The following is a 20,311-nucleotide window of genomic DNA, read 5'->3' on the forward strand; positions in this document are numbered from 1 at the left end:
ATGAAAAGGATCTGTCTATCACTTAGCTGTGTGCTTCTCCTGGCAGCCGGTTTGTTTTGGCTCATTAATCAATTAACCCCGCGCCCAGGCGGTGTGTCAGGGAATGGAAATGTCGCCCTCTTGGTCATGATGCCGTTGCCACTTCTTTTTATCTTAGCTTTCGTCCTCTGGTACTTTATCTTTAAAAAGATACAACCAAGACTTCCGATCGTAGCAGGTATGTTGCTAGTTCTAGCTGCCGGGATAGCGGCCGGTATTTATTTTCAGCAGCTTTGGCTTGAGGAGTACCGACAGTATTTATTTCAAGTAAACAAAGAATTACACGGATATGGTGACTGGGATTACATCCGTTCCATTACTAGTTCGCTTGCTTCCCCGCACGTCAACAGCCAGTACTTCAATGGCTTTACGTATTTATTGTTTCTTGCTGCCACCATCGTTGCTGGATTGCTCACCTATGCGGTTCGGGGCGTAACTGACTCTAGGAGGGGAAAGTCCATTGAGTAGTAATCAAGACCGAAAATATTTGGAAATGGCATTGGAGCAGGCGGAACTGGCATTACAAGAGAATACATATCCGGTCGGCGCCGTTCTCGTGGACGAGCAGTACAACGTCATTGCTATTGGACGGAATCGAGTACATTCCGCCCAAGATACTACCGCTCATGCGGAAATAGACGCGATACGTAATGCCGGTGAAGCGATTTTTGACGCCAAAATTCGTCAGAAGACATTTACGCTTTACAGCACATTGGAGCCTTGTCCGATGTGCACAGGAGGAATTCTGTTCTCCAAAATCAAGCGGGTTGTATGGCTGTTGAATGACGAAATGGGCTTTGGAGGCTTACGCAAAATGAAAGAAGCGGGCATTTTTCAGGAGAAGATGGGCCGCATGGAATTGATTGAAGAGCCTGAGGCGGACTTGAAAGACAAGCAGCGACAGCTCATGCGAGCATGGGAGGATCATCCAAACCATGTGGCCCATTTAAGGGAAGCTGCTAAAAGTAAAGCAGAAACAGTTTAAGATTGATCATGGGAGGAGACATCTGATGGAGCAGAATAAAGACAAGGCAGTGGCGTTTCTTCAAACTATCGTTGCTGGACAGATTGACAAAGCATTTGAAACCTATGTGAGCCCTGAATTAATTCATCATAACCCTTATTTCCCCGGAGATGCGGAAGCATTGCGGTCGGCAATGAAAGAGAATGGGGACAGGAGTCCGGAAAAAATCATCACGGTGAAGCAGACCATAGAGGAAAACGGAAGAGTCATGGTTTATTCACATATACAACAACATGCTGGCGATATTGGGGCGGCGGTTGTGCATCTGTTTCGCTTCCATGAAGGAAAGATCGTGGAAATGTGGGATGTGGGACAACCGCTGAACGCAGACTCGCCTAATGAGAACGGGATGTTTTAACACGGTCTTGACTATAAATAGAAAAGTCCTCGGCAAAATTGCCAAGGACTTTTTTTAATGCAACACAGAGGACTGCAAGGCCCGCTGCAAAGTGGAACAAATGGATATGTTATCGAATGACAGGCCGAGCTGCGTTGCGGTTTGCGCAATTTCCGGACGAATGCCGCAAATGGTTGTCTGAATACCAAGCAGCCGCAGGGATTCGTGTAACTGGAATAGTTGCTGAGCAACCATTGTATCCACAACGAGAACGCCTGATAAGTCGATGAATAGGCGATCCAGTCCTTTGCCGGCACTTTGTTCCAATGCCTCATCCAAAATGGATTTAGCACGTACCGTATCAATATCGCCGATGAGCGGCAGCAATCCTGTAGTAGGTGTCAGTGATATGACGGGCACGCTCAGTTCATTGATCAGTTCCCGATGGCTGTGAAGCCGCTCCATCGAGTATCTGTCATACTCTTCCAGGAACCAGATGGTCACATGGTCCATCGTATCGATAATGACTTGGCTCCAATTATTTAATTCTTCTTCCGTACCATTCTGTTCGGCAATGAATTGTTGAACGAGCTCCAAGTAATGATTTCGGACACGATAAAACTCTTTCATAATGGAGTTGATTGGCGTTACTTGATGGCTTTCATCTTTAGCGACTGCCAAAATCCACTCCTCTAAGTTTTTCAGGAATATGTCCTCATCCTCTTTTAATACTTTAAAGAATTTAAGATGAAATAACTTATTTTGTTCTTTTAAGAAACTTATTTCTTTAGGATTCGTAGAAGCATAAACGCCTGAAGTCTTGTCCGCCTCTTCATACCATCTCTCTGTTAACTCTGTTGCTTTGCTCATCAAGAATTCGTATAGTTCCTCACATCTTGTCACTGCTTTGCCTCCCCTGGTTGGATTGCGTAATCGAGCTCTAAACCTTTCTATTACTTTAATATAAATGGATGGCTATTGCTAATAATTTACGGTTCGGGATGTCAGGAGATAAAAGAAGCACATGATTAAGCAGGTAAGTGGGCTTGATCAGAAGCATCTCAATATTATCAGGCTTGCTGCAGCCGAAGGACATCAGCTTTTGTTTCTAGCAGTTCGTTTGAAAGAATGATCGCTTGCGTCTTCTTTCTGTATGGTATCACTTAGATTTTCTGAATGCTTCTTCAAATAGAATAGCTTCGACAAATAATCACCAAATTATTGGTGGGTATCAATGAAGATTGTAATAATGAGCTGTAGATTTCTACAGTAAAATAAAGGATTTAGCAGGTAGATGAAGAAATTAATTAGTAGAGCAGAAGAGTAGATACTAGATCATGAAGACAAAAGAGGTGAAGTTTCGTGAAACTTGCGGAAGCATTAATTACACGGGCGGACTATCAAAGAAGAATTGAGCAATTGAAAATGCGGATCGGAAATAACGTGAAAGTGCAAGAAGGAGAACAGCCCGCAGAGGATCCGAATACGTTATTGACGGAATTGGATGACATTATGAAAGAGCTGACGTCTCTCATTCAACGAATCAATCGAACGAATTGTTCTGTGCAATTCGATGATGACCGGACACTTGCTGATGCTCTTGCAGATCGTGATCAGCTGTGGGAAAAACGGTTAATACTTGGGAAAATTGCCGAGCAGGCATCCGTACGGGCAGACCGCTACAGTCGTGCAGAAATCAAAATGATCAGCGCTGTGGATGTGGCGGCTATGCAAAAGAAGATAGACCGGCTATCCAAGGAGTTCCGTGAATTGGATACGAAAATCCAAGGATTAAACTGGTCAGTGGATTTATTATAAAAGAGAGTCGGTAGCTACCGAATCGCAAAGGTGAGTGCAAACCCGCCAACTGGGCAAGTTGGACTAACGGTAGGCAGATGGGGCTATGCCACTCGGTTCGAGTCCGATACGAACAATTGACGCCCAGTACCGTAACATCAGTACAAGTAGATTGTCATTGTAACGACCATGTACTAATTTGCGACGGCAGTGAGGGTGGGAACGGGGACTTCATTACAAGCATGCACCTACATGAAGATGTGTAGGTGCTTTTTGTGTTGATGGAAATAAAATAAAAAATGAGTAATTTGAAAAAAATACTTTGACCTTCAACCAAGTGGAACCTTTACAATGAACAATATAAAGGGTGACGAAAGGGAGGATATGAAATGGCATTTCGATGGGATGGCGGTTTTATTATGGTGGAATGGGACAAATTTGACGAAGGGGTAGAATGGTATACGACCCATCTCGGTTGGACATGTTTGGATAAAATCATTACGCCGGTCGGGAAAAAGGCTTTCTTGAAGATGCCCCGGTTGGGGGTCGTGACGTTAAAATCATTCGAGTCAGAACTCGATCATTTTCAGTTGAGGGAAAAGTTTGAGGGCGAAACTCGCCTTTGTTTTGAAGCGATCGATCTGGAAGATACGCTCGCTTATTTTTCGAAGGAAAAAATACACTATACCGAACTGGCCCCATTGCCGACGGGACATCGGCGTTTTGACATCCAAGCATTCGACGGGGCAAGATTGACTGTTGTCCATAATCCGAAGCAGGACGGCCAATTTGAAAATGTTCGAGTGACCGGTTTCAGTGATATCGTATGTATGAGTATTGGTGTTGCTGACATTGGGCAGTCCATTGATTGGTATGAGAAGCATTTGGGATTCATCTTAGAGGGTCATAAGGTTCGACATGCTTTTTTGAAGGTCGAGGACGCCTATGATTGGAATGAATTAAAGCAAGTCGTATACGATGCGATTTTATTCGAACAGATCGATAGGTCCGATGCCAAAAATGGTTATCCATCAGTACGCAATTATTTCGATGTGCGTCCGGATGTTTTTTATGAGACGTATGAAAAACTTTCGGAAGAAGGGATCCAGCTGTCTGAAATTGCAGGCAATGCAAATACAGGGTGGGCCGGCTTTCATTTTCACGACCCGGATGGCAATCAAATCAACGTTTGGTCCTATCCATTACGGTGATACGCAAATGACATTTACAATTAACGAATTTTCTGCTCGGACAGGGTTGCCCGCCAGCACTTTGAGATTCTACGATCAAAAGAATCTACTGAAGCCAGCCCATCGATCCGATAGTGGGTATCGACTCTATGATGAAAAGCAAATTTCCTCTGCCAGGATGATCCATTCGTTGCGTCATGCAGACGTGGCCATTGAGGAAATTAAACAATTTCTCGGGTCATCAGAAGAACAGAAACATCATTTCATAACGAAATGGCAGCAGGAGGTGGAATCCAAGCTCTCCTCCATCCAAGTTGCGAAACAATACCTTGGCGGGATTCGGCCGGCAGAAAATCATGTCCATTTAGTAAAGTGGAATGAGCCCCGGAAGTTCATCTGGTTTACACATGCTGTGGAGCGAAAAATCCATCCTTTTCACGCCGTGATAGAAGCGGATTTGGAGGAGATAAAGAAATGGGGGATACGCATCGCCCCTGGCATTTACATAAAAACATTGGATTCGGTTGGCGATAGGATGACGGGAGAGGTTGGGTTTCTTTTGGAGGCAGATTGCAAGCTGCCTCAGTCGATGGGCGACGATGTGTATGTGGAACACTACCATCCCCAGCTCTACGCCACAATGGAAGGCGACGTAACGGACCCGTTTCTCTGTTTCTCTTTTATTCAAATGCTGCAGAAATTCGGGTTCCAAACAAAAGGCCAAAAATTGGAGCGGTTCGCTTCTTTAGAGGATACAACATTTACGTATTTAATTCCCTTGATGGAAAAGGAGAGGTTTTGATGGCGGTAAAGGAAATTGTAGAATGTATGGCGGTTTTTCCTGGGGGCGAGGAGGTGCAGCGCATTCAGACAGAACATCGACTGAAGCTTATTGATTTCTGGGGAATCAGCAAAGGCAGCAAGGTGTTGGAAATTGGTTGTGGTCAAGGGGATACGACCGCTGCATTAGCGTACACGGTTGGCAAACAGGGAAGTGTCATTGGCCTTGATATTGCAACCCCATCCTATGGAAGTCCGGTTACGCTTGGAGAAGCGGCTGCTCATTTGAAGCAATCTCCGCTCGGGAGCCAAACGGAAATTCGATTTGAATGTGATGTATTATCGGAGGACGTCGATTTTCCACCTGGGACGTTTGATTTTATTGTCTTCTCCCATTGCTCATGGTATTTGGAGTCGTTTGAAACACTGGCGGCCATATTTTCTAAAATCAAGAAATGGGGCGGGAAACTTTGTTTTGCAGAATGGGATACGCGTATCCAAACGATCGAGCAATATCCTCATTTCTTGGCGGTATTGATTCAATCACATTATGAGTGTTTTAAAACAGATAGTTTAGCCAATGTGCGGACGCTGTTCACTCCGATGGACGTAGAGCGGATTGCAAAAAGTACAGGCTGGTCCATTCAACGAGAGGGAACCATCGTTTCCCCGGAACTGCAAGATGGGGAATGGGAGATTGAGATGACTTTATCCGAATATAAGGATCTGCATAATCTCACAGAAGTGCCGGATAAAGTGAAGAGCTTGCTCCATGCAGAAATTCAACTGTTGGAAGAGGCACGGAACCAGCATTCAATCAAACCTCTCTCTACCTATGCATTCGTTGCAACCTGCGAGTAACCATAACAATTCCACTTACTGGGACAGCATGATAAACTGGTCATACGACAAGGGGGAGATGTAATGACTACAACACAAACGATGTCAATTCATCGGGCATTATCCGAACTGAAAACCTTGAATGACCGGATCCCAAAAGCGATCAATGAGGCAGACTTCATCGCAACAGACCGAAAATCGGCACAGAAAATAAATGGCCTCACCATCGAAGACTATGAAAAGACAATCCAAGCTGGTTTCGACAAGGCAGTATCCCTGCTCGAACGTCGCAACCGGTTAAAGGATGCGATTGTCCAGTCCAACGCGGTTACGGAAGTCGTGGTCGCCGGGGAAAAAATGACGGTTGCGAAAGCGATTGAGCGAAAATCTTCGATTGCACATGAAGAGAAATTGCTTTCGACTATGATTGGGAAACGTCGAATGGCCATCAATAAACTATCCACGGAAAACGAGTCCCTCCCAAGCCGCTTGGAAGACTACTTGACTGCCATCTTAGGCAACAAAGAACATGCGAAAAAAGAAGAAGTCGAATTGCATACAAAGTCATTCATGGAACGTAATGAATACGTCCTGATCGACCCGTTGCATTTGGATAAGAGGATTGAAGAGTGGGAAGAGCGGGTCTCGAGCTTCAAAGCCGAAGTTGATGCCGTCTTATCCGAATCAAACGCTATCACGACCATTACCATATAATGTTCACCAATGCATGAGTAATCGAAAACGATATCCACAAGACCCTTCTTTTACCGGAATTTCTTTGGGTCAAATAGAAAACCGGCCTCAACTAATCAAATGACTTTTACTGAGCAGAATAAAAGCTCAAAACTCAGCGTTCAAAGCTGTAAAACTTAGATCTTAAAGTTCTTCATCGATTAAAGTTAAACGCTTAACAATCAAGGCTCTTTCAAACCTTGGGGAACCAGTTACGGGATTCTTGTGTTGGCCCATCGTTCACTGCCAAGCTGATTATTTCGTGCATTATCTGTATCTAGCCCCTCCCTGGAGCCTGCTCCGGTGGATGGGTTTTTTGATTTATTGGCGTGAATTTGTAACCGCTCGATTAGGTGGGATAAGCGCTCGTATAACTAGGTAACCTCTCGTATCTTCCCTCGAACCACTCGTATCCACCGACAACCGCTCGTATAATTTGTGGACCGCTCGTATATTCGAGTTAACCTCTCGTATCTGCCTTCGAACCACTCGTATCCGCCTCTCGTATAATCTGTGAACTGTTCGTATCACCTTTCCCGGTCTCGTGTAGTTGCGACGGTACGGAAGTATCTCTTGTTTTATCAATCGGAAGTCGTGTCAGTATTAAAACTCGATCTCTCACAAGCGTGCCTCACCTGAAGCAGTTCTAAAAATCACTTCATCACCCCCTAAATCTCAGGCAGCATAACCCATATAGGCGAAAAACCTCCTTGCTATTTCAAAATACATTTGGTAGTCTTAAAATTAATTCCGAGTAAGTTGATAAGAAAAGGGTGTTTTTAATGGGAATTGAGTTTAATGAGCTGTTCGATCAATGGGCGGAGTCGTATGACAGTACAGTGGCTGGTTTTGATTTGGAGTATAAAGATGTGTTTGCGAAGTATGAGGAGATTTTGGAGAACGTGGCACAGCGGAGTGAGGGCTTTGTTGTGGAATTTGGGGTGGGGACAGGGAATTTGACGGAGAAGCTATTGGCTCAAGGCTTGGAAGTGTATGGGGTGGAACCTTCCAAAGGAATGAGAGAAAAAGTTCTTCAAAAACTTCCCGACTTGGATGTAGTCGATGGGCACTTTTTGGAGTTTCCGGAGCCTTCTGTGCAGGTCGGCACGATGGTCAGCACGTATGCTTTTCATCATTTGACAGACGAGGAGAAAGCGGAGGCGCTGGTCAATTTTCATCGCCTGTTAAGACAGAATGGTCGAATCGTTTTTGCTGACACCGTTTTTATGACGGAGCTGGCGAAGGAGCAGAAAATTGAAGAATCGGAGCAGAAAGGGTATTTCCGGCTGGCGAGAGATTTAAGGACAGAATATTATTCCACCATTCCAAGCTTGATGGAGATGTTTCATACTGCAGGGTTTGACGTGAAGTTTGAGCAGCAAAATGATTTCGTTTGGCTAATGGACGCTACAAAAAAGGAGAGATGAACATGTCTGCTACGGAAAAGAAGATGAACGTGGAAAGTTTCAATTTGGATCACACGAAGGTGAAAGCGCCGTATGTACGTTTGGCTGGGGTGAAAGAAGGAATCAATGGGGATGTGATTCGCAAATACGACATTCGTTTTACACAACCGAACAAGGATCATTTGGAAATGCCGGCGATTCATTCCCTTGAGCATATGATGGCGGAATTCAGCAGGAATCACTCTGATCGTATCGTTGATATTAGTCCGATGGGATGCCAGACGGGTTATTATATGGCGCTCATCAATCATGATGATTATGATGAGGTGCTTACGATACTGGAGAAGACGTTGCAAGACGTGTTAGAAGCAGACGAAGTGCCGGCGTGCAATGAAGTTCAATGCGGTTGGGCGGCAAGTCACAGTCTGGAAGGCGCGAAGGAAGCGGCAAAAGGCATGCTTGAAAAACGGAGCGAGTGGACCCAAGTATTTCAATAAAAGAGGGACAGCATGAATTACGTAAAAAGTATAAAAGACTTGATTGGAAATACGCCATTGCTCGAGTTGAGATCCTTCCCCCTACCGCATGGAGTCAGGTTATTTGCCAAACTGGAATACTTTAATCCGGGCGGCAGTGTGAAGGACCGGCTCGGCTACTATTTGATCGAGCGTGCGTTGCTGGAGGGGAAGCTGATAAAGGGTGGAACCATTATTGAACCGACTGCCGGCAATACGGGGATCGGCCTGGCCCTTGCGGCGATCCACCATGGAATCCAAACGATTTTTGTCACGCCGGAAAAATTCAGTGTGGAAAAACAGGCTTTGATGAGAGCGCTTGGTGCAACGGTTGTAAATACACCAACAGAACTCGGGATGGCAGGCGCTATTCAAGAGACAAAGCGACTACTTGAAGAGGTGCCGGGTGCCTATAGTCCAGGACAATTTCAGAACGCGGCCAACCCTGATACGTATTATCATACGTTGGGACCTGAGCTATGGGAGGCTCTGGAGGGGGACATCGGTGTTTTTGTCGCTGGCGCTGGTTCGGGCGGAACGTTTACTGGAACAGCCCGTTATTTGAAGGAGAAGAACCCGTGTATTCGTTGTGTTGTCGTAGAGCCAGAGGGTTCGATTCTAAATGGGGGAGAACCGGGAAGTCATCGCACGGAGGGAATTGGAATGGAATTTATCCCTCCATTCATCGATCAAAGCCTGTTTGACGGTATCCATACGATTTCAGATGAAGAGGCATTTCATTTCTTGCGGGAAGCGGCACGAAGAGAAGGGCTGATGATTGGCAGTTCATCCGGGGCTGCATTGGCAGCGGCATTGAAGGAAGCGGAGCAGGCGCCGCCATGGACGAATATCATTACCATTTTTCCGGACAGCAGTGAACGATATATGAGCAGCGGAATCTATGACGAGGTGAAGAAGCAATGAAGAAGAAAACTAAATTGATTCACGGCGGAATCAGCCGGGACCCTTATACGGGCGCAGTCTCGATACCGATTTATCACGCAAGCACGTACCAGCAGGACGGTGTAGGGAATTTCAAATATGAGTATGCCAGAACGGGCAATCCGACACGGGAAGCCCTGGAAACATTAATTGCGGATTTGGAAGGCGGTGCCAGAGGGTTCGCCTTTGGTTCCGGAATGGCTGCGATTGCCGCAGTCGTTCAGCTGTTTTCTGCTGGGGATCATCTCCTGCTGACGGATGATGTCTACGGGGGAACGTACCGGATCATGACGAAAGTGTTTCATCGTTTCGGTATTGACGTGACGTTTGTGGATACGACCGATCTGGAAACCGTTAAGAAATCTATTCGGCCGGAAACAAAGGCCATTTTTGTAGAAACTCCGACGAACCCGCTTTTGAAGGTGACAGACGTCAAGGCGATAGGTGAGATAGCCAAAGAGCATGGCTTGCGGTTTATTGTTGATAACACATTCAGCACTCCGTATTGGCAAAACCCGATTGCCCTTGGTGCAGACATTGTTTTGCACAGTGCAACCAAATACTTGGGTGGCCATAGTGATGTTGTAGCCGGATTGGTCGTGGCGGCCACTGATGCATTAGGCGATGAACTGCATTTTATTCAAAACTCGACCGGAGGCATTTTGGGCCCGCAGGATAGCTGGCTGTTAATCCGCGGCATTAAAACGCTCGGTGTCCGAATGGAGGAAGTGGAGGCGAATACAAAAGCGATCGTCTCCATGCTGCAACAGGAGAAGGCAATCGGGAAAATCTATTATCCGGGCCTTGCGGATCATCCGGGCCATGCGATCCATCAATCGCAGGCAGGCGGGTTTGGAGGAATGGTTTCCTTCACAGTCGAAAATGGAGAGAAGGCCAAGGACATTGTTAAATCGGCTCGCTATTTTACGCTGGCGGAGAGTCTCGGAGCGGTAGAAAGTTTAATTTCTATCCCATCCTTGATGACGCATGCCTCCATCCCGAGGGAGAGAAGACTGGCACTCGGAATCGAAGACGGGCTAATCCGAATTTCGGTTGGCCTGGAGGATGCGGAGGATTTGGTGGAGGATTTGAAGTCAGCAATACGTAGGGTCGACGAATAATAGGGAAGCGGGCTCGCAACTTTATTTGGTTGCGGGCTATTCTTATGGTTGTTTCTTTAGAGAACGAGGCTGGAGAATCCTAAGAATGGAAGTCCCCCTGTCAAAGCGCTATCATGGATGTGGACAGGGAATGAAAAGCCCTTCTTTTAAATAAATACTAGGTGGCAATTCAAATAGTAGTTGGGAGTGTGTTCACATGATCCAGTCAAACGCAAAAAAGTTCAATGGCATTCCATTTTCTATTCTCGATCTGGCGATGATCAATGAAGGAAGTGACGCCGCCCAATCGTTTAAAAATACGGTCGACCTTGCGCAGCATGCAGAGCGCTGGGGTTTTAATCGATATTGGTTGGCGGAGCATCATAATATGCAGGGTGTTGCAAGTTCAGCGACGTCCATCATTATAGGGCATGTGGCAGGTGCCACGAAGACCATGCGTGTCGGCTCAGGCGGCGTCATGCTGCCAAACCATGCGCCACTCGTCATTGCGGAACAATTTGGAACGCTTGAAGCCATGTATCCTGGACGCATCGATCTCGGGCTAGGTCGGGCGCCAGGAAGTGACCAGGCAACGGCGTACGCTCTTCGCAGGACATTGCATAGCAGCGGGGAGGATTTTCCTGAACAACTTGCTGAGCTGCGGGGCTATTTCGAGTACAACCCGACGGCACGTGTACGAGCAGTACCGGGAGAGGGACAAGACATTCCGATTTGGCTACTAGGCTCAAGCGGATTCAGTGCGCAGCTGGCGGCTGAACTGGGGCTGCCATTCTCGTTTGCAAGCCATTTTGCACCTGCTTACCTGATGCAGGCGCTGCAGCTTTATCATCAACGGTTCAAGCCGTCGAAGGATCTTTCTGAGCCGTACGTCATGCTTGGCGTCAATGTCATTGCTGCTGATACAGATGAAAAAGCGCACTATCTGGCGACGTCTTATATGCAACAATTTTTGAATATCCGCAAAGGTGTCACAGGCAAATTTAAGCCGCCACACGAAGATCCGGATGCTGCCTTCGACGAATATGAAAAGGCAGCCATCGAAGAGTTACTGGGGTGGCCATCGACGATTGTCGGAAGTCCTGACACAGTTAAACGGAAATTGGAGGCATTTCTGCAGACGACCAAAGCGAATGAGCTTATTATCAGTTCAGGAATCTATCATCATGCGGATCGCTTACGATCGTATGAGATTCTTGCCGAAACGATGTCGTAATGCATAACAAAAGCATGCCGGATCACTTTTCAGATCTGGCATGCTTCTTTTTCGTGCTAATAAATTCAGTGGAACATTATCGTTTTCGTTTCTTTGGATCCAGTGCATCTGCCTTTTTGGCTACTATCTTCTCAAATTCCACGTACACAAAATACTTGTTGTCCTCCATTGCCTCGACACTGACGACTTTTCCATTCCTTCCTTTAATGCGGATTTCTTCATCAACAGCAGGCAAGTTCCGTAATGCTTGATTGAGTACGTACGTTTTATTTTCATAGAAATGAACTGCAAACATGGTCTTGTCCCCTTTTTCAATTTAGTTACATGTCATCTATTTATTCTATGTATGTCATTTTGAAATAGACCGCTCTATCCTTTAAAACAAGTACCCTTGCAATTCGCAATAGTGTAACATGTATGGTAAGAGGAATTGCATTCGTATAGATGCTGGAGGAAGGGAAGATCTGTTTGAAACCGAAGTCTCTGCAATTTCGAATTTTTGCGTACGGAGCGCTTTTCGTTTCGCTCGTTGCTGTTATTATTGGTATTTCCTTTTATTTCACAATGTCACAGGGGATTGAAAAGCAAATTGGCGTCAGAGCGCTCAGCATAGCAGAAACGACGGCCGACCGTCCCGATATTCGAGCTGCCTTTGAACAGGCTGATCCATCGCATTACTTACAGCCGATTGCAGAAAAGATTCGCAGGCAAACTGGAGCTGAATATGTAGTCATAGGAAATAAAGAAGGAATTCGCTACGCACATCCAGTAGTAGAACGAATCGGGAAAAAAATGGTGGGAGATGATAATGAGCGGGCTCTCATATTTGGAGATTCTTATGTTTCGGAAGCAACAGGCACACTTGGACCTGCGTTAAGAGGAAAAGCACCAATTAAAAACAATGAGGGCGAAATAATTGGTGTTGTTTCTGTAGGTTACTTAAATGAAAATATATCTCATACCTTTTTTGAGTATGTCGATAACATATCCTATATCGTGTTGATTGCAATTGGCATTGGCATTATCGGCTCTAGTATTCTCGCGCGTAATATCAAAAAGGAACTGTTTAATTTGGAGCCTGTAGAAATTGCCAATCGGTTAACGGAACGAAATGCTCTCATCGAATCAGTACGTGAAGGCATAGTTATGGTTGACGCTAATGGGTGCATCACAACTGTCAATGCAGCCGCTTATGACACGCTATCCATTCCCGACCGAACAGAGATGATAGGCAAGACCATTCAAGAAGTTCTTCCAAATACGTTGTTGCCAAGAGTGCTTGAAACCGGGGAGAGGCATTTGGATCGTCCCATGGAGATTAAAGGAAAAAAGGTAATCGTCAACCGAATTCCGATTCACTCGAACGGGAAAATTATCGGAGCAGTTTCTACGTTCCGGCTCCAGTCGGAATTGGATCAGCTTGTTACGGAGCTGTCTCAAGTGAAACGATATACGGATGCCTTGCGTGCACAAACACATGAATATCATAATTTCTTGTACACCATCTCGGGTCTCATTCAACTCAATTCCTACGAGGAAGCATTACATTTAATTCATAATGAAACCGCTGAACAACAGTCGTTAATCCAGTTTGTTTCAAAACGACTGCAAGATCCTTTTCTCGGTGGTATAGTCATTGGTTTTTTCAATCGAGCCAAAGAATTGAAAGTCCGTTTTTTGCTGGATGAAGATAGTTTCCTTAAAGAATTGCCGCCCCATCTACAAAAAACTCATTTTGTCTCGATTATCGGAAACTTGGTGACGAATGCATTTGAAGCGGTCGAATGGCTTCCGGAAGAAAGAAGGATGGTGCGTATCTTTATTTCGGATAACGGCGAGGAAATATTGCTCGAGATTGAAGACTCAGGAAAAGGAATTGATTCAGAGATCTTCAATGCATTATTTCAAGAGAGAGTTTCAACAAAAGAAGGGAAGAGCCGGGGGTTTGGATTAATGAAAGTGGCGGAAAATGTTGAGGATTTAGGAGGGTCCATTACATTTGAAAAAGGAGATCTGGGTGGTGCGCTATTCATCATCTCCATTCCAAAGAGGGGAATAAAAAATGAGAACACCGATCGAAGTTTTGATTATAGAAGATGATAAGCGAATTGCTGACATCCATCGTCGGTTTATAGAAAAGATGGAAGGATTTAAAGTCGTAGGTACTGCGCATAATGGCGAGGAGGCAAAAGAATGGATACAAGCATTGTTGCCGGAACTTGTACTGCTGGATGTTTACTTGCCTGATACACTTGGTACTGAAATCATGGAGTTTATCCATACTAACAGCCCTGATACGGACATTATCTTTATTACTGCGGCAGCAGAGGTGGATATTGTCAAACATGCATTTCGAGGCGGAGTCGCCGATTATATATTAAAACCACTCACCTTTGACCGTTTCCAGGAAAGTCTCCTGTCATATAAGTCGAAGAAAGAAACTCTTGGAAGGGATGGTACTCTGGAAGAGGATTCCATCCAATTGTTATGGAATAAGTCTGCCTCAAAGCCGACAAATAATACGCCGCCTCTTCCGCCGAAAGGAATCGACCCGTTAACACGCGAGAAGGTCGTTCATCATCTCGAACAGATGGATGGAGGCGTGACTGCGGAGCAATTGGGTTTGGAAATCGGGGTTAGCCGCTCTACTGCAAGACGCTATTTAGAGCACCTAGTTACAGAAAAACGTGCCAGTACTGAATTGTTATATGGATCGGTTGGGCGTCCTGAAAGAAGATATTTCATTACACAACAACGGTGAACAATATGAGCAAAATGAACTTAACCCCCATTATCCAACTTATCGTCATAAACATTTAAAACTAGTAACTTTCTGATAAATTGATGGTAGCGAAAATGAAAACGCTATCATCAATTTTTTATATTAAGGGGGAAGTAAGATGAAGTGGAAAAAGTTCACGAAAACTGCATTGGCAGGGGTGTTGGCACTTAGCCTTGCAGCATGCTCAAGTGCGGATGGGGAATCGACCAAATATCCTGAGCGAAATATTACAATTGTAGCGCCTTCTGGTGCTGGTGGAGGATGGGATCTAACTGCCCGTGCGATTGCAAAGACGATGAACGATACGAAGTTGATCGAAAAGCCGATTACTGTAGAGAACAAACCAGGTGGTGGCGGAGCAGTATACATGGCGGAATTCGCGACAAAAGAGGTCAAGAATGACTACGCTTTACTTGTGAAATCACCACCCATCTTAATTAACAACAATAAAGCAGAAGGAAACAGCCCTTATGGTTACAAGGATACGAAGCCATTAGCGCAATTGACACGAGATTATGGAGCGATTGTCGTTAAAGCAGATTCGGAATTCCAAACATTACAAGACGTACTGGAAGCCATTAAAAAGGATGCTTCAGCTGTAACGCTTGCTGGTGGATCGGCACCTGGCTCCATGGACCATCTGGTTGGTGTCCTGCCAGCCTTTGAATATGGAATTGATCCGAAAACAGTCAAATATGTGTCTTATGATGGCGGTGGAGAAGCAATTGCAGCATTGCTTGGTGGAAATGCCGATGTTATTGCGACGGATGCTTCTACCATTGGCGCTTACATGAAATCAGGAGATGTCCGTGTGTTGGCGGTCAGCTCGTCAGAACGGCTGGGGGGAGAACTAGCTGAGGTCCCAACATTTAAAGAAGAAGGTCTTGATGCTGAATTTACAATTTGGCGAGGTCTTTTCGGACCTAAAGAGATGTCAGATACCGCGGTTGACTACTGGTCTGAGAAGCTAGAGAAAATGGTGGAGACAGACGAGTGGAAAGCTGAATTGGAGAAGAACGGTTGGGAAAGTGAATATCGTAACTCCGACGACTTTACGAAGTATTTGGAAGAACAGGATAAAGTGATAGTGGAGCTGCTCACAGCACTTGGTATGCAAAAATAAAATTCTTTCAGGGCGGCTACAACGCCGCCTTTTTCTATTAGGGGGGTGTTAAAGACTATGAGTAAAACATTCGATCGTTATGCAGGTATCGCTTTTTTACTGATTGGTCTTTTATTTGTTATTGAAAGCTCAAAAATAGCTGATAGCGCATATGGGTCAGCAGTTGGTCCGAAAATTTTCCCGATGTGGCTTGGCATTATTTTAATGATGCTCAGCTTGCGCTTGCTGTACGAAGCGTTTAAAAACAAATCCGAGGTGGAAGCGAGCGACAAGCTGCAAGTCAAAAAGTTCCTCATTATTTTCGCAGCCGCAGCGCTGTACGCATTTTTACTTGAGAAGATAGGCTATGTCATCTCGACATTCCTCTTTTTACTATTGGCATTTCAAACGATGGAGCGTGGAAGAATCTTAGTATCCACTGTTGTGGCGGCCTTGTTTTCGGGAGGAGTTTACTATTTCTTTGCGGAGTTTCTCGGCGGTTCATTGCCCGGATTCCCTGTCTGGTAAACGGAAAGGAGTTACACTATGAGCACAATACAATTTTTAGCTGATGGGTTTGGTATCGCGTTTCAATGGCAAAATCTATTGTTCGCGCTAGTCGGCGTCGTAATTGGAACAGCAGTTGGCGTATTGCCGGGTATTGGACCGATGAGCGGTGTTGCCCTACTCATTCCAGTGACGGCCACTTTAACATCCGGCATGCCGACGAGTGCCGCAGCGGCCAGTTCCATCATCTTACTAGCCGGTGTTTATTATGGAGCAATGTATGGGGGATCGACAACGTCCATTCTCTTAAATACACCAGGTGAATCATCATCTGTCGTGACAACGCTCGATGGGTATCAAATGGCGAGACAAGGTCGCGCTGGTGTAGCACTTGCCATTGCAGCGATAGGATCATTTTGTGCAGGTATCATTTCGCTGATCGGTCTTGTTTTATTGGCAGAGCCATTATCAAATGTCGCGATTAAATTTGGGCCGGCTGAGTATTTCTCTCTCATGTTATTAGGATTGGCAGCGGTTAGCGGATTAGCAGGGAAGTCTATGACGAAAGCGTTAATTATGACGGTTTTCGGTCTCATGTTGGGAACGATTGGGATAGACGCGGTTTCTGGTATTGCCCGCTTTACATATAACCAGCCGATTCTTTTTTCAGGATTGGAGTTCTTGACGATTGCAGTTGGGCTCTTTGCTTTAGGTGAAGTGTTCAAGACGATCTTGGAACGGGATCATGAAGATGGTGCCATTGCAAAAATCAATCGGATCCTTCCAACGAAACAAGATTTGAAAGACAGTTCTGTCCCGATTGTTCGTGGATCGCTGCTTGGATTTTTCATCGGCGTGCTCCCGGGCGCAGGGGCAACCCTTGCATCATTTTTTTCTTATATGACGGAAAAGAAATTCAGCAAACGTCCTGAGACATTTGGCAAAGGGAATATTGCTGGAGTTGCAGGTCCGGAATCAGCAAATAACGCAGCATCCGGCGGAGCAATGATTCCACTTCTAACGCTAGGAATTCCTGGTTCGGGAACGACAGCTATTTTGATGGGAGCACTCATCATGTATAACATCCAGCCAGGCCCACTTTTGTTTGACGAACATCCAGAAGTCGCGTGGGGATTGATTGCGAGTATGTTCATCGGCAACTTGATGCTGCTTGTGCTGAATATGCCACTAGTTCGCGTGTTTGCTAAAGTTATCCAAACGCCGAAGAAATATTTATTGCCGATCATTGTAGCCATTTCTTTTTTCGGCGTATATGCAGTGCAATATACAACATTTGATCTGTATTTGTTGTTAGGTTGCGGTATTCTAGGTTACGTGCTTTCTAAAAATGATTATCCTGTCGCTCCTCTTGTGCTAGCACTTGTACTAGGTCCAATGATTGAAAATAATATGAGAAGAGCATTGACGATATCAAACGGAGACTTCAGTATATTTATCACAAAGCCTCTCTCGCTTATTTTTATTATTGTCGCAGCAGCATGGCTCCTCATTCCCCTTCTATTAAAATTAAAAGGCCGATCGGTCATTGTTGAGGAAGAAGGGTAAGGAAAGTCTCAAAATCGGATTGCCTGGTAGTGTAGGTAATCCGTTTTTGCTTTGATTCGAAATCAAACGAATTATTGTCATGACACCTTTGACAGTTTAAGCTATAATAGGAACGTTCCAATCACCCTTTAGACGATGAAAGGGGATTTTTTTATGATTTCTTTACATAAGGTAAGTAAAAATTTTGCTGGATTTCAAGCTGTGCGCTCTCTGGACCTGACAATCCCGCAAGGCGAGATACACGGAATCATTGGGTCAAGCGGAGCTGGAAAATCGACCTTGCTGCGGTTAATGAATTTGTTGGAGATTCCTGATACGGGTGAGGTAGTTGTGAATGGACAGCAGCTGACCAGTTTGAAGGGAAAGAAACTCCGGCAGGCGCGCATGTCGATCGGAATGATTTTTCAACAGTTTCATTTAGTTTTAAATAAGACGGTCTATGAGAATGTTGACGTGTCATTGCAGCTAGGGGGCATGCCAAAAGCACAGCGGCAAGAACGTGTGATGGAGTGCTTGCAATTTGTTGGACTCGAACAGTTGAAGGATAAGTATCCTGCTCAGCTGAGCGGCGGTCAGAAACAGCGAGTCGCCATTGCCCGAGCTTTGGCAAATAAACCGCAAGTCTTGTTATGCGATGAGCCGACGTCTTCACTTGATCCGGACACGACCATTGGGATTCTTGGCATTTTAAAAGATATTAATAAAAACTTCGGCGTCACTATTGTGCTGGTCAGCCACGAAATGGACGTCATTAAAAGTATTTGCCAGCGGGTCACTGTGATGGCGGATGGCGGCATTTTTGATACGGTTTCGATTGAGCCAAAGGGGATCGGAACTGTTTCAAGCAATCCGCGTAACTTTGTCGAGCAACTGACAAAAGGCGGTGAAACAGACCATGCCTGAGATTCTGCTTCAATATCAAGATGAGATTTGGCGTTCGATCGGAGAAACAATGGTGATGGTGGGTGTGTCGATTGCAGCCGCAGTACTCATTGGACTTCCAGTAGGCACACTTTTGTACCTTTGCAGGAAAGGGCAAATTTATGAGAATCCATTGATCTTTTCCACTTTAAATTTAGTCGTTAATATTATCCGCTCTTTCCCGTTTTTATTATTAGTCGTCTTTTTAATACCCTTCACTCGATTGGTTATTGGAACGGCAATCGGAACCGAGGCCGCCACTGTGCCATTATCGATCATCGCTATTGCGCATTATTCCAGACTAGTCGAACAGTCATTATTGGATGTGCCAAGAGGGGTTGTGGAAGCGGCCATTTCGATGGGCGCCTCGGGGAAGGATATCATTTTTAAATTTTTGTACGTGGAAGCCAGATCCGGATTGGTCCTTGGTTTAACGACATCTATCATTAGTTTCATTTCGTATTCGACGATCATGGGTGTCGTAGGAGGCGGCGGGATTGGTGACTTCGCCATCCGGTACGGATACCAGCAATTCAAGACGGACTTAATGATGTATATGATTCTCATCATGATTATTCTGGTTCAGTTCATTCAATTTACAGGCATGACAATTGCTCGGAAAATCGATAAAAGATAACAGGAGGCAACAACATGAAAAAACTACTTATGCTGATGGCGGTACTCCTAGTCATCGTAGCGGGTTGCAGTAAAGATAAAGGCACAGACAAAGAGAAAGCTCTAGACGGACAAGAAACGGACAAGCCCGTTACATTGAAAGTCGCTTCTTTAATTCCGCCAATGACGGAAATCTTGGATTTGGTAAAACCTGAATTGGCAAAGGAAGGCATTGAGCTTGAAGTAGTTGTGCTAAGTGACAATGTTCAGCCGAACAGTGCGCTCGCTGCAAAAGAAGTGGACGCAAACTTCTTCCAGCACGTGCCGTACATGGAAGAGTTCAACCGAAATAATGATGCGAACCTGGTGCCGATCCAGCCAATCTATTTTGCAAATTATGGCGTCTACTCAAAAGATTTTGCTTCAATCGATGAGCTGCCGGAAGGAGCAGTCATCGCCATCGCGAATGACGTGTCCAACATTGACCGTTCACTCTCTCTTTTGGCGCAGCATAACGTCATTTCATTGAAAGAAAAGACAGGCAGCTATTATACACAAGCGGACATTGTAGAAAATCCAAAGAACTTTAAGTTTGAAGAAGTGGATCTGCTTATGCTTGCACGGATGTATGACGATGCAGACGCTGTCATCATGACACCGGCATACGCAGCACCGCTCGGCTTAACACCAAAAAGCGATGCCTTACTAACAGAAGGCGTGGAAAATGACTTTGCGATCACCCTTGTGGCACGCGAAGACAACAAAGACTGGGAGCCAATACAAAAGCTCGCCAAAGCAATGACAAGCGACGAAGTGCGCGAGTTCTTGGAAGAGAATTACGATGAAACAGCGATTCCAGCATTTTAATGACATTAATTAAAC

The 20,311-nt window shown here is 45.3% G+C and carries 25 protein-coding genes; 21 read left to right on the forward strand and 4 right to left on the reverse strand.

Annotated features, from left to right (window positions below):
• Genes L7D49_RS17515 through L7D49_RS17525 form a run of 3 tightly spaced genes read left to right on the forward strand, consistent with a single transcriptional unit; the run spans position 1 to position 1,421 of the window.
• Positions 1–507: a hypothetical protein gene (locus tag L7D49_RS17515; RefSeq protein ID WP_238083296.1), complete on the forward strand. Its 507-nt coding sequence runs from the start codon at positions 1–3 to the stop codon at positions 505–507.
• Complete coding sequence (locus L7D49_RS17520; RefSeq protein ID WP_238083298.1) at positions 500–1,024, forward strand: nucleoside deaminase; 525 nt, start codon at positions 500–502, stop codon at positions 1,022–1,024. The genes L7D49_RS17515 and L7D49_RS17520 overlap by 8 nt, the downstream gene beginning before the upstream one ends.
• 25 nt (positions 1,025–1,049) lie before the next feature.
• Positions 1,050–1,421 (forward strand): nuclear transport factor 2 family protein, encoded by a 372-nt coding sequence (locus tag L7D49_RS17525; RefSeq protein ID WP_238083300.1) that lies wholly within the window; start codon positions 1,050–1,052, stop codon positions 1,419–1,421.
• Between the two features lie 54 nt (positions 1,422–1,475).
• Here the strand turns inward: L7D49_RS17525 and L7D49_RS17530 are convergent, their stop codons facing one another.
• Entirely contained in the window at positions 1,476–2,303 is an 828-nt protein-coding gene (locus L7D49_RS17530) for an STAS domain-containing protein (protein ID WP_238083302.1), read from the reverse strand.
• Between the two features lie 459 nt (positions 2,304–2,762).
• Here L7D49_RS17530 and L7D49_RS17535 point away from each other — a divergent pair, with 459 nt between their 5' ends.
• The 5 genes from L7D49_RS17535 (at position 2,763) to L7D49_RS17555 (ending at position 6,721) form a co-directional block, all read left to right on the forward strand.
• Entirely contained in the window at positions 2,763–3,218 is a 456-nt protein-coding gene (locus tag L7D49_RS17535) for a DIP1984 family protein (RefSeq protein ID WP_238083304.1), read from the forward strand.
• A 368-nt stretch (positions 3,219–3,586) separates the two neighbouring features.
• Entirely contained in the window at positions 3,587–4,408 is an 822-nt protein-coding gene (locus tag L7D49_RS17540) for a VOC family protein (protein ID WP_238083307.1), read from the forward strand.
• Between the two features lie 7 nt (positions 4,409–4,415).
• Positions 4,416–5,189, forward strand: coding sequence for a helix-turn-helix domain-containing protein (locus L7D49_RS17545; RefSeq protein WP_238083309.1), 774 nt, complete (start codon positions 4,416–4,418; stop codon positions 5,187–5,189).
• Entirely contained in the window at positions 5,189–6,028 is an 840-nt protein-coding gene (locus L7D49_RS17550) for a class I SAM-dependent methyltransferase (protein ID WP_238083311.1), read from the forward strand. The genes L7D49_RS17545 and L7D49_RS17550 overlap by 1 nt, the downstream gene beginning before the upstream one ends.
• Positions 6,029–6,091: 63 nt before the next feature.
• A complete protein-coding gene (locus tag L7D49_RS17555) occupies positions 6,092–6,721 on the forward strand; it encodes a hypothetical protein (protein WP_238083312.1) in 630 nt (209 codons plus the stop codon).
• A 339-nt stretch (positions 6,722–7,060) separates the two neighbouring features.
• Here the strand turns inward: L7D49_RS17555 and L7D49_RS17560 are convergent, their stop codons facing one another.
• Together L7D49_RS17560 and L7D49_RS17565 are read right to left on the reverse strand one after the other, a co-directional pair.
• On the reverse strand, positions 7,061–7,228 hold the full coding sequence (locus L7D49_RS17560) for an Elf4 domain-containing protein (protein WP_238083314.1): 168 nt from the start codon (positions 7,226–7,228) through the stop codon (positions 7,061–7,063).
• The gene (locus tag L7D49_RS17565) at positions 7,200–7,361 is read right to left on the reverse strand and encodes a hypothetical protein (RefSeq protein ID WP_238083317.1); all 162 of its coding nucleotides are present in this window, start codon (positions 7,359–7,361) and stop codon (positions 7,200–7,202) included. Before L7D49_RS17565 ends, L7D49_RS17560 begins: the two co-directional genes overlap by 29 nt.
• Before the next feature lie 160 nt (positions 7,362–7,521).
• Here L7D49_RS17565 and L7D49_RS17570 point away from each other — a divergent pair, with 160 nt between their 5' ends.
• The 5 genes from L7D49_RS17570 (at position 7,522) to L7D49_RS17590 (ending at position 11,936) form a co-directional block, all read left to right on the forward strand.
• Positions 7,522–8,166 carry a class I SAM-dependent DNA methyltransferase gene (locus L7D49_RS17570; RefSeq protein WP_238083319.1) on the forward strand — a complete coding sequence of 215 codons (645 nt, stop codon included), beginning with the start codon at positions 7,522–7,524 and terminating at the stop codon, positions 8,164–8,166.
• Positions 8,167–8,168: 2 nt separating this feature from the next.
• Positions 8,169–8,642: an S-ribosylhomocysteine lyase gene (locus L7D49_RS17575; RefSeq protein WP_238083320.1), complete on the forward strand. Its 474-nt coding sequence runs from the start codon at positions 8,169–8,171 to the stop codon at positions 8,640–8,642.
• 12 nt (positions 8,643–8,654) lie between these two features.
• Positions 8,655–9,584 (forward strand): PLP-dependent cysteine synthase family protein, encoded by a 930-nt coding sequence (locus tag L7D49_RS17580; protein ID WP_238083322.1) that lies wholly within the window; start codon positions 8,655–8,657, stop codon positions 9,582–9,584.
• On the forward strand, positions 9,581–10,723 hold the full coding sequence (locus L7D49_RS17585) for a bifunctional cystathionine gamma-lyase/homocysteine desulfhydrase (RefSeq protein ID WP_238083325.1): 1,143 nt from the start codon (positions 9,581–9,583) through the stop codon (positions 10,721–10,723). Before L7D49_RS17580 ends, L7D49_RS17585 begins: the two co-directional genes overlap by 4 nt.
• Positions 10,724–10,919: 196 nt before the next feature.
• A complete protein-coding gene (locus L7D49_RS17590; protein ID WP_238083327.1) occupies positions 10,920–11,936 on the forward strand; it encodes an LLM class flavin-dependent oxidoreductase in 1,017 nt (338 codons plus the stop codon).
• Positions 11,937–12,012: 76 nt separating this feature from the next.
• Here the strand turns inward: L7D49_RS17590 and L7D49_RS17595 are convergent, their stop codons facing one another.
• Positions 12,013–12,231: a hypothetical protein gene (locus tag L7D49_RS17595; RefSeq protein WP_238083328.1), complete on the reverse strand. Its 219-nt coding sequence runs from the start codon at positions 12,229–12,231 to the stop codon at positions 12,013–12,015.
• A 167-nt stretch (positions 12,232–12,398) separates the two neighbouring features.
• Here L7D49_RS17595 and L7D49_RS17600 point away from each other — a divergent pair, with 167 nt between their 5' ends.
• The 8 genes from L7D49_RS17600 (at position 12,399) to L7D49_RS17635 (ending at position 20,296) form a co-directional block, all read left to right on the forward strand.
• Positions 12,399–14,036 (forward strand): ATP-binding protein, encoded by a 1,638-nt coding sequence (locus L7D49_RS17600; RefSeq protein ID WP_418895907.1) that lies wholly within the window; start codon positions 12,399–12,401, stop codon positions 14,034–14,036.
• Positions 13,999–14,697 (forward strand): response regulator, encoded by a 699-nt coding sequence (locus L7D49_RS17605; RefSeq protein WP_238083333.1) that lies wholly within the window; start codon positions 13,999–14,001, stop codon positions 14,695–14,697. Before L7D49_RS17600 ends, L7D49_RS17605 begins: the two co-directional genes overlap by 38 nt.
• Positions 14,698–14,836: 139 nt before the next feature.
• Complete coding sequence (locus L7D49_RS17610; RefSeq protein ID WP_238083335.1) at positions 14,837–15,841, forward strand: Bug family tripartite tricarboxylate transporter substrate binding protein; 1,005 nt, start codon at positions 14,837–14,839, stop codon at positions 15,839–15,841.
• Between the two features lie 57 nt (positions 15,842–15,898).
• Entirely contained in the window at positions 15,899–16,348 is a 450-nt protein-coding gene (locus L7D49_RS17615; RefSeq protein ID WP_238083337.1) for a tripartite tricarboxylate transporter TctB family protein, read from the forward strand.
• An 18-nt stretch (positions 16,349–16,366) separates the two neighbouring features.
• Positions 16,367–17,893, forward strand: coding sequence for a tripartite tricarboxylate transporter permease (locus L7D49_RS17620; protein ID WP_238083339.1), 1,527 nt, complete (start codon positions 16,367–16,369; stop codon positions 17,891–17,893).
• Between the two features lie 153 nt (positions 17,894–18,046).
• On the forward strand, positions 18,047–18,796 hold the full coding sequence (locus L7D49_RS17625; protein ID WP_238083341.1) for a methionine ABC transporter ATP-binding protein: 750 nt from the start codon (positions 18,047–18,049) through the stop codon (positions 18,794–18,796).
• Complete coding sequence (locus L7D49_RS17630) at positions 18,789–19,451, forward strand: methionine ABC transporter permease (protein WP_238083343.1); 663 nt, start codon at positions 18,789–18,791, stop codon at positions 19,449–19,451. The genes L7D49_RS17625 and L7D49_RS17630 overlap by 8 nt, the downstream gene beginning before the upstream one ends.
• A 14-nt stretch (positions 19,452–19,465) precedes the next feature.
• A complete protein-coding gene (locus tag L7D49_RS17635) occupies positions 19,466–20,296 on the forward strand; it encodes a MetQ/NlpA family ABC transporter substrate-binding protein (RefSeq protein WP_238083346.1) in 831 nt (276 codons plus the stop codon).
• Positions 20,297–20,311: the final 15 nt, after the last annotated feature.

The organism is Sporosarcina cyprini, assembly GCF_022048975.1.
Taxonomy (GTDB): Bacteria; Bacillota; Bacilli; order Bacillales_A; family Planococcaceae; genus Sporosarcina; species Sporosarcina cyprini.